Raw genomic sequence first — 12,664 nt, forward strand, 5'->3', positions numbered from 1 at the left:
GGTCTAATATTTTAAATCGGGCATCCCTAACACATGGCATATGTGCTCAGCTGTTAGCTCACCCATCGTAGAAATTTTTGCAAATTTATTGGTATTATGCATGACATCAAGCTCACTTCCTAGACGCTTCACGTGCGCGGACGGGCAAATCTCCGACCGCTTCATAATACTCAAAATAGCTGAAAGCCTCCGATTTTCAGAAGCTGCACGACGAGCCATTTGCGAGCGTTCTTCCTCGGCATACTGACTAATCGTCTTCCTATTGAGAGAAGCAAAGCTGAGCTTTGTTATTTTCCTGTTAGATCGGAAATTATAGGATAAATAAATCTTCCCACTTCCCTCGTACGACTGTTGGTCAAAGTCAATAGGTCGCACTCGATACTGTACTTCCTCAAAATCAGGAGTGATATCGACTACATAGTTCACGGAACGCATATCTCCTAGTAAACGAATGAAACAACGCTCGTTGAACTTCGTGAACTCTTTCGCAATACGCACTCTATTGAGTTCAGGATTATCCAAATACTCACGTAAAAAAGCATCACCTGGGACACCCGCAATATGATCCTCGATCAAGGTATTGCCATTCACTAAGTAGTTAATTCTGTTCGGCGAAAGAACATGCTCGAGTTCTAGCCCAAAAATACGAGAGGCATCTGCCACCTTCACATAAAAGTAATCTGAGTTATCGTTGAACTGATTGGTGATTTTAATCCGAAATGGGCGAGAATTACCAAACTCTCCAAAGTCGATACGATCTACCGAGAGGTGCTCGTGCAAGGGAGTGTCCCCACCAATTTTTAAGGCGGTATAAATGCGAATGAGCTTTTCGCAAATTTCTTTATTCTCTTCAGGCGGATACATCACGGTCAGCCATAAGGTCTCCTTCCCACTAGGATCATCGTAAGGAATAGCCCCAACGAATCTTACCAAGTCATCGTAAACTAGAGGTATATCAGCATGCCGCCCGAAATGGTAAAGGTATTGGTGAAGTGAACTATTTACAGGGTATTGCAGCTTTCTACTAGCGATCATCTATTTACAAAGATGTAGAGCCGTATAACAACAAGCAAGCCACCAATCAGCAAAATACCATCTCAACTCATGATCACTACATTCACTCGCGTACAAACTGACGACCTTGATGCTCTCATTCAGGATGATGAGCTCGTAGTAAGCTTAGTAAAAGAACTCGGCTTTGACCCAAAAATTCTAAAGCAACTTGCTGGGAATGCTGAATCCGCCGATCCAGAAATGCTGTTTCATACGCTCGAAAACCGCTGGAATGGCCATGGTCAGGTTTTCTCTATCGAAGACCAGGGCGAACTCCTATCTCAGATAGTGAGCTCGACCGATGAGCATCAAAACTCCCCCCTCGCAGCACTTTCTTCAGCGGGCCGAGCGATACCGGTAAGAGTCGACGGGGAAAACGTCCGAGTCCTTTTCCCCTCACTGATCGATGAAATAAATGACTCACTCACCGCCCTCCCTATCGAAATCCTCCAAGCGCATGCACAAAAGCTAGCGGAGAAATCGTCACTCGAAATCGAGCACACAGCACTGATATCAGCCCCTCTCTGGCAACTCTATGACGGTCTCTGCACCTTCTTTCAAAATGCCACTGACGCTGATGAATATATTCTTTTAGCAAAGCAATCCTCCTAGGGGCTAGGGATACACCCTCCCTTGGATAAGGTCCCCACACCAAGGCCACTAAGAAGATAAAGGAGATCATTATACTTTTAGACAAAAAAGGCGGAGCCATTACTGACTCCGCCTTTTAAAATTGAATGGAACGTACCCTAGACGTTTGCCTCTACACTCTTTGACTGACGCTCAGAGCGCTTGCGTTCGTTCGGACAAAGTACGCGCTTACGGATACGAAGGAAGTTAGGAGTCGCTTCTACGAGCTCGTCTCCGTTGATGTATTCGATAGAACGCTCAAGACCCATAGCGATAGGTGGTGCGAGAGTAACCGTGTTATCTTTACCAGCAGAGCGGTGGTTCGTGAGAGCCTTCTCTTTTACTGGGTTCACAGAGAGATCCACTTTACGCGGGTTTTCACCGATGATCTGACCTTCGTACACTTCATCACCAGGTGCGATGAAGAGCTTACCACGATCCGTGATCGGAACGAGGGAGTATTGCATTGCAGTACCAGTAGCCATGGAAATGAGAGCACCTGTAGAACGTGTACTGATCTCACCACAGTGTGGAGCATATTCCTTGAAGAGGTGAGACATGATGCCATGACCGCTTGTAAGGTTAAGAAGTTCAAATTCGAAACCGATGATTCCACGAGTGGAAATAGTCGCCTCAAGAGTCGCTCCGTGTGCGTTAGTACCCATGTTCTCCACGCGGCCTTTACGGTTAGCAATAGTCTTCATGACACCACCGAGTGCATCATCAGGACATTCTACATAAAGAGTTTCAAACGGCTCCATGAGCTTATCGTCAACACGCTTTGTGATCACGCTTGGACGGGAAACGAGAAGCTCGAAACCTTCACGGCGCATTGTCTCAACAAGAACAGCGATCTGCATCGCTCCACGTGCGGACACATTGAAAACACCTGCGTGCTCAGCATCGGACACCTCAATGGAGATGTTCGTCTTGATCTCACGATCGAGACGCTCGCGGATTGCGCGTGATGTCACGTGCTTTCCATCGCGGCCAGCGAATGGACCATTGTTGATGCTAAACTGCATCGTGATAGTTGGAGGATCGATGTTTACGAATGGAAGTGCTTCAGCATTTTCTTCGATAGCGAGGGTCTCACCAATGTCGATATCTTCAAAACCTGAGATACCTACAATGTTACCTGCTCCAGCGACAGTGGACTCATCAGAAGCACTTGCGCCGTATTCGAATACGCGTGTAATTTTACTGCGAACCTTAGTACCATCCTTGCGGAGAAGCCATGCGTTGTCACCTTTTTGGATGTTACCTGAAAGTACCTTACCAAGAGCAACACGTCCTACGTAGTTGTCCCAGTCAATGTTAGAAACAAGCATACGGAACGGCTCATCAGCTTTCGCTTCTGGAGCAGGAACGTTGTCAATAATACCTTGAAGCAATGGAAGCATGTCCTTCTGCTCATCGTTCTCAAGATCAGATACGAAGAAGCCGTTTTTAGCGGAACCGTAGAAGAAAGGAGCTTCGAACTGCTCTTCAGAAGCATCGAGATCGAGGAAGAGTTCAAGAACCATGTCGCGCACCTCAGATGGGCGAGCGAAGTCGCGGTCAACCTTGTTGACTACCACGATTGGGTGAAGGCCTTCTGCAAGAGCCTTCTTAAGAACGAAACGAGTCTGAGCTTGTGGCCCCTCGTAAGCATCCACCACGAGGAAAACACCATCTACCATCTTCATCACACGCTCCACTTCACCACCGAAATCGGCGTGACCAGGAGTATCGATGATGTTGATTGTGTGATCGTTCCAGTGAATGGAAGTGTTTTTGGACTTAATAGTAATACCCTTCTCTTTTTCAAGATCCATGGAGTCCATCGCACGCTCTACTTTTTCTTGGTGAGCGCCATAAGCGCCACCAGCTTCAAGTAGTTTGTCCACTAGCGTCGTCTTGCCGTGGTCAACGTGCGCAATAATTGCGATGTTTCGAATCTTGTCAGTCATAAGAAAGTGAATTTGAAAGGACGCACAATCCCCATAATCCACTCAATTGCAACGCCAAACTCACTTCTAATCGCATTTTGACAAAAATAAGCACGCAAACAACACTTAACTCACCTAAAATAGGAGGGTTAGAAACCTTACAACAACACGATTAATGATCACGACACGAACAAACCACTTAACCAAGCCCTCACTAACTTAATAATAAGGACATCTAGAACGAATCAAAAAATCGCCTAGCTTCTTACCTCAGCAGTCTGCTATTCAGTCTATAACAACTATATAAAACCATGCCTCCTTATACATTCTACTTCGCCGGCGAACTCTTCAGCCAAAAGCATCTCCTTGGCAACGCCATGCTCGCCAAAGCGATTTATGACCAGTCCAATGGCAAATACCTTCCTATCCTCCCGCAAGACCTAGAATTTCGAGACACTTCTCCACAGGCTATTCGAGACCAGGATCTAGTGAGCCTCATTCAGTCGGATCTTGCCCTTTTCCACTTCGATGGCCCAGAGCTTGATTCAGGAACCGTTGTTGAATTCATGACTGCTAAATTTGCAGACATCCCCGCCGTCGTCCTACGCACTGATTTCCGTGAAGCGGGCGACCAAGACGGGAAAGGTGATCCATGGAACCTCATGTGCAGCTTCTACCCAAGAACTGAAACAGTCCTCTCAGCAAGCCACTCCTCAGCAGCCAATGCAGGACATAAGAGGCAAACTATCGAGAACTATGACAGCAAGATGCTAGAAGAGAACCTCCTTGCTCAAACCAAAGCCATCACCACCACTGCGAATAAAGTCATCGCAGCATTTGATTCAGTCATCTTGCAACATCCCGTACTCAGAGAAAAACACCAACAAGCGATCTACGAGCACTTGAGCAATTTCCCTCAATTTGGCGCACCCAGCGGAGAATACGCTGAGCGAATCAAAAAGGCACTAGAGACTAAGAAAGCAAAGAAGCTCCTGTAAGCTTCGATCACTTCCTCACTAGAATGGCCAAACAGCCTTCGCTAGTTTTCCAAAAAATCCGCCTTTTTCGCGTGGCCGGTCTTCATCCATCAGTTGCGCATAACGGATCAATCCTACTACGGTCGAATACTGTGGATCACGGAAGTACTCGTGAATTCCGCTGACCTCAGGCTGCTCAGGACGGTACACGGGCAGCTGGAAGACATCGTTCGCTAACTCACCGAAACCACGCATCAAGCTCGTGCCGCCAGTTAAAAAGACACCAGTTTGCACCTTCTCGAGAGCCCCATCAGGAAGCTTGGCTTTTACCAGCTGCAGAGTCTCCTCCAAACGACCACGTATAATATCATTTAAGAGTTGGCGTTTAATCTCCAAATCGGGAAACCCTTTATCATCTGGAATAGTAACTGTTCCGACCGAGCGCGCAGCATCACCAGAGGCGTCACCTTCTGTGCATTTTACTTTTTCAGCTTTAGACAAAGGCATCTGAGTCACCAAGTGAATATCATTCGTCACATGATCTCCACCCACTGGGATGCAGCCAGATGCAGCCACAGCGCCGTTAAGGTAGAGAACATAATCCGTAGTGCCTCCACCGATATCGATCACTAACGCGCCTGAATCTTTATCCTGACGGTTCAATGCGATCTGCGCAGAGGCTATCGGGGCAAATACCACATCATCTACATCTAAAGGTATTTCACGAACACACTTGATGCTATTTTGAATCCGATTTTTAACTCCATGGACGATATGGAAATCCGCATCAAGCGTACGACCTAACAGCCCAACGGGGTTACTAGCCTGCTCGTTACCATCGATCCAGTACTGCCGAACGATGTTATGCAGATAGACATTGTCCGAAGGAATAGCGATATCGCGCGCTATCTCTTTCGCTTCCCCCATGTGCTCAGGAGTGATCTCTTGATCCTCATCAGGAAGGCGGAATGTTCCACGGTTATTGATCCCTTGAATGTGTGCTCCTGTCACTGAGAGAAAAACGCTGCGGATATCTACATCACAGACATCCTCAGCTTCTAACAGAGCCTCGCGCACACAAGTACGCACATGCGCCATATCAGAGATTTCTCCCTTACGAACACCTGCAGTTTTGGTTTCACCAACACCGAGTATTTTAACAGAATTGTCTGCCTTTACTTCACCCACCACCATGCATGTCTTGCTGGTGCCGATTTCAAGACCCACGTATATCTTTGATTTGGCCATCTACTCAATTCACAACTCTTCAGTCGTTAACACTTGTTAGTCCGTCGTCCGAAATAGACGTCGGTTCTTTAAATTTTCCAGGGATATTATGCTTGGGCAGCAAATTAATCCATGAAAGCTCGCGGCCCGTATCTGCTGAGTGTCGGCGTGCAGCAACTAGGTCACTGAGTTGTCTTTCATGATCGTACATCCCAAATGTCGCTTCCACATCATCATTGCTAGTGACTTGTAGACTATAAAAATTAACCACAGCCACTCGCTTCACATCCCACTCACCTTGAACTTTATCGTTGATCAGATTAACCAAGGAAAGAGCACGCTCAGCTTCCTTATGCGTCATTTGCAGCCCCAACTGAAACTCCTCTTTTACAGCATCTTGGATTTCTATGACAGGGAGGTTGCGCGCCACTTCCCAGAGATTCCCCTGGCACTTGAAAATAACACCCTCAGCATCCATCAAAATTCCTGATAGAGGGTTGCGGCCAGACATCGCTAATTTAGGACACGCCACCCATGCCACTGGCACACGCTCCGTTAGCGTTACCTTCACAGTATCTGGGAGACGACGTTCAATCGCAGCAGTAACAATCTCAGGTCGTGCGATCAAACGCTCTTCTGCTTCATCAATATCAAAAGAGAAGACCGTGCCACTTGGATCGATCTGAGCAATCTTCGCGACCTCACTCTCATTCAAATAGCCATTTGTCTTCAGTTCAAGATGCCTAAGTGAAAACTCAGGACTCGTAAGAAAATGGTTTTGAATATAGTTATAGCTATATACCCCACCCACTCCTAACAGCGTTAGAATCAATGCTAGCTTGAAAACGCCACGCATCGCACGAAGCGACTGAAACATCACGATACGCGGAGAACTTACCTGCAAGTGGAGTATGCGGTCCTGTTTCGCGCGCGTGTAGCGTGTATTCGTTTTCTTGCGTTTAAACATTAGCGTGGGGTATTCAGCGAGACTTCTGCAATCTTCAAACAAAGTTTACCGAAAGAGTAACCCGCTTCTTTCGCTGCTTTTGGTAGAAGGCTACTTTCGGTCATCCCCGGGATAGTATTAGCTTCTAACACATAGGGATTCCCATCGGAGTCCAACAGTACATCAACTCGGGAGTAGACTTCAACACCCAATGCTCGGTGCGCGGCTAAAGCTGCATCTTTCACCGTCTGTGTGAGTTCCTCGCCGAGATCAGCAGGACAGTAATAATCAGTCCCACCCTCGCCAGTCATCCACGGGTACTTATTAGACATATCATAGAATCCACTGCGCGGTGCAATATGGACGATCGGAAAAACTTCCCCATCCACGATCCCCACAGTGAGCTCCTTACCCTCCACAAACTGTTCTACTAAAACCTCATCACCATATTGAGCTGCATCAGCCATTGCGGCTTTAGCTTCCTCTTCCGTATGAACGATATGAACACCAACACTGGATCCTTCACGTGGCGGTTTCACTACATAAGGAAGTGGCATTTGGGGCATTTGCACACCTGCGCTACAGTCAACAGTCTCTGATGCTGGAGTCGGAACTCCTTTTTCTATAAAGCGCTTCTTACTCGCCACTTTATCGAAAGCCAGCAAGCTAGAAACAGCACCAGCCCCAGTGTAGGAGACTCCTTGAGCCTCGAGCTGTGTCTGAAATTCGCCATCTTCACCGAAAGTCCCATGAATGGTATTGAACACCAAGCCCACTCCCTCAGGAGCGATCACCTCAGGAGTGTCGATCACTAATTCGACCGCATCACAACCTTCGTCTAACAACGCCTTAAGCACTGCTTGGCCGGTAGCGATTGAAACCTTGTGCTCCGAACCAGGACCACCCATAGCAACTGCAATTTTAATCTCCTTATTCATATCCGTTATTAGAAAACATATTCATCTTCACCAATGATCTGAACCTCAGTCTCAAGCTCAACACCTTTTTCAGCAAGCGCTTGGGCCCGGATTTTTTCAATCAATTCGAGTACTTCACTAGCACTAGCCTTGCCATCGTTTACAATAAAATTTCCATGCTCCAGTGAAACTCGGGCTTTACCCACGGAAACGCCCTTAAAGCCAAGCGTATCGACTAACATCCCCGCTGGCATTTGTTCCGGGTTTTTAAAAATACATCCAGCACTCGCAGCGAGTGGCTGTGAGCTGCGGCGCTTCTGCATGGAGATTTCCATACCGAGCTTAATATCTTCAGCTGAAGCCTTTACCCCTTTAAACTTAGCGCTCAGAGCGAAGTTACGGCGTAACTCTGGCACATTACGGTAGTGGGACTCGACCTCCTCACGAGAGCGAGTACGGATCACTCCATCACCATCGAGAAAAGTCACTTCCAGTACTTGATCAAACGTCTCCGTCCCCATCGCCCCAGCATTCATCCGCAAGCCGCCTCCGACATTCCCCGGAATACCCTCCATCCACTCAAAGCCAGTAAGACCAGATTTCTGAGCAATGCTTGCTAGCTTCTTGAAGCGAACACCAGCCCCAGCAGTGATAGTGTCTCCGTCCACCGTAACCTCACCAAATGCCCCCTTGGATGGATGAACCGTCACACCGCGTATACCCCCGTCGCGAACTAACAAATTAGAACCACGACCGATCACACGCACGGGGATACCGCGCTCACGGCAATACTTTACCACTTTAGAGAAACAATCAAACGTCCCAGGCTCCACCCAGAACTGTGCAGGCCCACCGACTAACATTGTCGTATGTTTCCGCATGGCTTCATACAGAGACACCTTAGAATTACCTCCTCCACACTCATTCATCAGATCTTCTACGACCTTCTGATCTCTCGCGATCTTGGTGCCTGCTTCGTGAATATTACCAGCTCCTAGAGTAATTAACATGTCCCCCTCTCGTAAGGAGTTACCCACCACATAGTGCGCTTGAGCAACTTGCCCTACCACTTCAGCTCTAACATTGCCATTCGCGTGCACGGCATCGACAATTGTCTGCCCAGTCACACCTTCGATTGGAAGCTCGGACGCCGGGTACACATCAGTCACAAAAACTCGGTCGGCACCTTGTAGCACCTTGCCGAAATCATCTGCTAACTTCTGCGTCCGTGAGTAGCGATGTGGTTGAAAAAGAACAACGATCCGCTTCGGGTTCAACGATCTAGCAGTCTGCAATGTCGCGGCCAACTCTGTAGGGTGATGTCCATAGTCATCGATTATACGAAGCCGAGAGCTGAGGTACTTCGTCTCAAAGCGGCGACGCGCCCCAGCGAAAGTGGAAAGAGCATGAGAAATATGGCTAAATGCCACACCGCACTCAGTTGCTAGAGCTATCGCGGCGAGAGAGTTTAAAGCATTGTGGCGCCCTGGAACACCGAGCTCCACAGAACCTATCCAAACACCTTGTTTTTTCACATCAAAGGAAACCACCCCCCCGTGTTCCATCACATTCTCAGCGACAAAGTCTGCGTCACTCCAACCATATGAAATAGATCCGTCTCTCTCAGCGCAGAGCTCAGTAGCAACAGGGCATTCCTTACAGTAAATAACACTTCCGGAAGTCCGGTCTAACAAGGTAGTGAAAACCTCCTTGATATGGCCAATGCCACTGTAGAAGTCGAGATGCTCCTCTTCCACATTTAAAACAATACTGTGCTTCGGCTGGTAAAGAGCTAGCGTGCCATCACTTTCGTCGCCTTCAGCGACCATCAACGAACCAGTTGGGTCCCAATGCGCATTGACTCCTAGCACCGGAATTTCAGCACCTACATAATGAGAAGGGTGAACAGCTCCACGACGAAGAATATGCGCACTCATCGCGGAAGTAGTGGTCTTCCCATGAGTACCAGAAATTACAACTCCATCTTTTGTAGCTAAAATCGCGGCGAGACACTCGGCTCGACGAACAGCAGGAATACCCAGCTCCCTAGCCGCTGCTAGAGCCACATTTTCATCACGAATCGCTGAGGAATAAACGACAACCTCCGCGTCTTCGACCGAGTGGGCGCTATGTGGGCTATGAAATTGCAATCCAGCACGCTGTAGCCTTCCGGTTTCTGCACTCGTCACACGATCACAACCACTCACCTTGTGCCCCATACCTAACAGCAGAGAAGCCAAACCACTCATTCCTGATCCCGCCACACCGATTAAGTGCACGCGCATCGGCTCGTCTTGCCTCATCAATCTCTCTGTAAAACCCTTCATATCCTTTTAAAAATTCTTAACCATTCTCCACCATCGCGCACACACGAGTGGCAGCATCTTTCACTCCTAGAGAAGCTGACGCGGCACTCATATTCACTAACTTTTCAGTCTCTCCTAGAATTGAAGTCACATCTGCCACTAACACTCCAGCATCAAGATCCACTTCCTGTCTAAGAACTGCAGCCTCTGCTTGTTCAAAAACTTCAGCATTCTTCGTTTGGTGATCATCCGCAGCATATGGATACGGCACTAAGATCGATGCTAGACCAAGATACGAAATCTCACTCAAACTCGAGGCGCCAGAGCGTATGATCGCGAGGTCTGTCATCGCGTACACACTCGCCATATCATCACAAAATTTAATCAAATGGTGACTCGGTGAGTCATCACCAAGCTCAGTCATCACGCGATCATAATCAAAATTGCCTGTGATGTGAATAAACTGCACAGCCGGCATCGCCTTCGAAGCTTCGACCACTAAGCTATTCAACTGCTTCGCGCCCTGACTCCCCCCCATCACTAAGACGGTTTTCAGATCTGGGTCTAAACCTAATTTTTTCGAAGCTTCATCTCGACTTGGCAGAGAATGAATTTCCTCCCGCACTGGAGTGCCTGTAATTTCTACTACTGAATGCGGGAAATATGCCCGTGCCTGCTCCATTCCCAATAGGACTTTGTCACACCACTTCGCCGTTAGGCGGTTTGCTCTCCCTGGAACTGCATTCGAGTCGTGCACAAACGTAAGCGCTCCCATCTTCTTGCCCGCTATGACTGGAGGTAATGACGTGAAGCCTCCCATACCAATCACCGCATCCGCTTCGAAACCCCTCAACAGAGCCTTGCACTTGTTTGTCGTTTTCCAAAGCTTCCATAGAAAAGGAATCATCTTCGGTGACAGCGTGGCTGGCTTCGCTACAGCCGGGACTGTATCAAAAGCTAAATCACCATATTTAGCAGACGCCTCGGCATCCACTTTCTTCTCAGAAATTAGAAGGCGTACATCATGTCCACGACGTTTCATTTCCTGGGCGACAGCGACTCCCGGGAATAGGTGACCTCCCGTTCCTCCGCATGCGATAACTACCTTCTTTTTACTCTCCATGATCTGCGTCCGACAGCATCGTCAGCGCACCTACAAACTCAAGAAAATTTACCACCATTTCGAGAGAGCGTAAAACATCCCCTCTAAATTGAAAATCTAGCTGCTAGATTCAAACAAGTTCTGTGATAGGTTCACGCTACTCCCATGATCAACCCACCCATTTTTTTACAATGAACGCCCTACTCATTTTCCTCAAAGAACCTATCGCCGGTAAAGTTAAGACACGGCTTGCCGCGAGCACCGGAGATGACGAAGCAGCACGTCGCTACAAGGCCATGGTGAATGTCTTACTAGAACAGCTCGAAGGGCTCTCCAACACCCATGTTCGATTTTGCCACACTCCAGATGATTCTGGAGAAGCGGTGACATTCTGGCTACTCCCAGAACTGCGCGGTGAAGTCATCAAGCGCAGTAGTGACTTCATTTTTACCCCAAAGAAAAATGCCCCCCCCTTCACCATCGATTTTAAACCACAAGGAGATGGTGATTTAGGAGAAAAGTTACAGAGGGCTACTAATCAAGCCTTCAGTGAGGGATATAAAAAAGTCGCAGTAATTGGCTCCAACTGTATCCACTGTGGCGCACGCTGGATCAATGCCGCATTCCTGCAAACAAAAACAAACACCTGCGTAATCGGACCAAACGAGAGCAATGGGTTCTATCTTATTTCAACAGCTAAAGCGGCACCGAAGTTTTTCGATGGCATTCCATGGAACAGCAGCGAAACACTTGAAGCCACAAAAAAGGCGATTAAAGACGCCTCACTTGAATTAATCAAACTCCCGCCCCTCGTTCATATCCATGACGAACAAAACTGGGACAGCGTGATGGAATCAGCCATTGGAGGAAAACTGAAAGCCGCTCTCAAAAAAGTCAATCCATAGACCCTATCTCGCCTCTAGGCGACAGCATGTTGGTCCTCTAAACTGTAAGCTGCCATTTTAACAGCGGCACGCGTTCCTACATCCTCGTAACTATGGTCAATAGGGTCAGACAAGTCGTAGGACTTCAATAGTGCTCGCACGTCCTCAAATGAGCGCTCGCTACGCATCAAGTAGCCTTCAAAACGCTGATTAAACTCTCGCACATAAGCATCTGGAACATTATGACCGACAGCTAATTCAGGGTACGGAGCAAAGTCTATATAGCGATTAGAAGCGGTGGATAGATGGTGCTCGTGTGGTGGATTAGTCGTCATTTTCGCACTGAGCTTCACCCTGGTGGTGATCCTCTCTAGAGACCTTTTTTTCTCTAGCAACTTCTTCTTCCACACACCTTCTTTCCACCCCTTTTCAAAGAGCATTAACGAGTACGAATGCACGCCATCGTTCTGGATCGCATACATTGTTAGGTCAATCTCGATAGCATAGAGCTTCTTGAGGTCGGTTGTTTTGCTAGTCACCTTGCCACTGAAGGCTCCAGTTTCCTCGCCGTGGTACAAAATTGTAATCGCTGAAGCGAGCTCACCTCGCACATCTAAGAGAGATAGATCATAAAAATACTGCATGACATTAGGGGGGGTATCAATCAAACCATAAGACCACACAAACAGAT

At 47.8% G+C, this 12,664-nt stretch carries 11 protein-coding genes; 3 read left to right on the forward strand and 8 right to left on the reverse strand.

The window, feature by feature from the left end:
* Positions 1-3: 3 nt before the first annotated feature.
* Positions 4-1,035: a hypothetical protein gene (locus ACSHX2_RS05225; protein ID WP_435691274.1), complete on the reverse strand. Its 1,032-nt coding sequence runs from the start codon at positions 1,033-1,035 to the stop codon at positions 4-6.
* 69 nt (positions 1,036-1,104) lie between these two features.
* Between ACSHX2_RS05225 and ACSHX2_RS05230 the strand changes: the two genes are divergently transcribed.
* Positions 1,105-1,665 carry a DUF1877 family protein gene (locus ACSHX2_RS05230; RefSeq protein WP_435691276.1) on the forward strand — a complete coding sequence of 187 codons (561 nt, stop codon included), beginning with the start codon at positions 1,105-1,107 and terminating at the stop codon, positions 1,663-1,665.
* A gap of 137 nt (positions 1,666-1,802) precedes the next feature.
* Here ACSHX2_RS05230 and typA read toward each other — a convergent pair whose 3' ends face one another.
* On the reverse strand, positions 1,803-3,635 hold the full coding sequence (gene typA, locus ACSHX2_RS05235; protein ID WP_435691278.1) for a translational GTPase TypA: 1,833 nt from the start codon (positions 3,633-3,635) through the stop codon (positions 1,803-1,805).
* Between the two features lie 290 nt (positions 3,636-3,925).
* On the opposite strand from typA, the gene ACSHX2_RS05240 reads away from it, so the two are divergent.
* Positions 3,926-4,612, forward strand: coding sequence for a nucleoside 2-deoxyribosyltransferase (locus ACSHX2_RS05240; RefSeq protein WP_435691280.1), 687 nt, complete (start codon positions 3,926-3,928; stop codon positions 4,610-4,612).
* A gap of 18 nt (positions 4,613-4,630) precedes the next feature.
* Here the strand turns inward: ACSHX2_RS05240 and ftsA are convergent, their stop codons facing one another.
* Genes ftsA through murG form a run of 5 tightly spaced genes read right to left on the reverse strand, consistent with a single transcriptional unit; the run spans position 4,631 to position 11,110 of the window.
* Positions 4,631-5,839: a cell division protein FtsA gene (gene ftsA, locus ACSHX2_RS05245; protein ID WP_435691282.1), complete on the reverse strand. Its 1,209-nt coding sequence runs from the start codon at positions 5,837-5,839 to the stop codon at positions 4,631-4,633.
* 19 nt (positions 5,840-5,858) lie between these two features.
* Positions 5,859-6,785, reverse strand: coding sequence for a cell division protein FtsQ/DivIB (locus ACSHX2_RS05250; protein WP_435691284.1), 927 nt, complete (start codon positions 6,783-6,785; stop codon positions 5,859-5,861).
* A complete protein-coding gene (locus tag ACSHX2_RS05255; RefSeq protein ID WP_435691286.1) occupies positions 6,785-7,702 on the reverse strand; it encodes a D-alanine--D-alanine ligase in 918 nt (305 codons plus the stop codon). Before ACSHX2_RS05255 ends, ACSHX2_RS05250 begins: the two co-directional genes overlap by 1 nt.
* An 8-nt stretch (positions 7,703-7,710) precedes the next feature.
* Complete coding sequence (murC, locus tag ACSHX2_RS05260) at positions 7,711-10,008, reverse strand: UDP-N-acetylmuramate--L-alanine ligase (RefSeq protein WP_435691288.1); 2,298 nt, start codon at positions 10,006-10,008, stop codon at positions 7,711-7,713.
* Positions 10,009-10,024: 16 nt separating this feature from the next.
* The gene (murG, locus tag ACSHX2_RS05265; protein WP_435691290.1) at positions 10,025-11,110 is read right to left on the reverse strand and encodes an undecaprenyldiphospho-muramoylpentapeptide beta-N-acetylglucosaminyltransferase; all 1,086 of its coding nucleotides are present in this window, start codon (positions 11,108-11,110) and stop codon (positions 10,025-10,027) included.
* Positions 11,111-11,280: 170 nt separating this feature from the next.
* Between murG and ACSHX2_RS05270 the strand changes: the two genes are divergently transcribed.
* A complete protein-coding gene (locus tag ACSHX2_RS05270; RefSeq protein ID WP_435691292.1) occupies positions 11,281-11,994 on the forward strand; it encodes a TIGR04282 family arsenosugar biosynthesis glycosyltransferase in 714 nt (237 codons plus the stop codon).
* Between the two features lie 14 nt (positions 11,995-12,008).
* On the opposite strand, the gene ACSHX2_RS05275 is transcribed toward ACSHX2_RS05270, so the two are convergent.
* Positions 12,009-12,617: a hypothetical protein gene (locus ACSHX2_RS05275; RefSeq protein ID WP_435691294.1), complete on the reverse strand. Its 609-nt coding sequence runs from the start codon at positions 12,615-12,617 to the stop codon at positions 12,009-12,011.
* Between the last annotated feature and the right edge of the window lie 47 nt (positions 12,618-12,664).

The organism is Rubritalea sp. (genome assembly GCF_051252225.1).
Taxonomy (GTDB): Bacteria; Verrucomicrobiota; Verrucomicrobiia; order Verrucomicrobiales; family Akkermansiaceae; genus Rubritalea.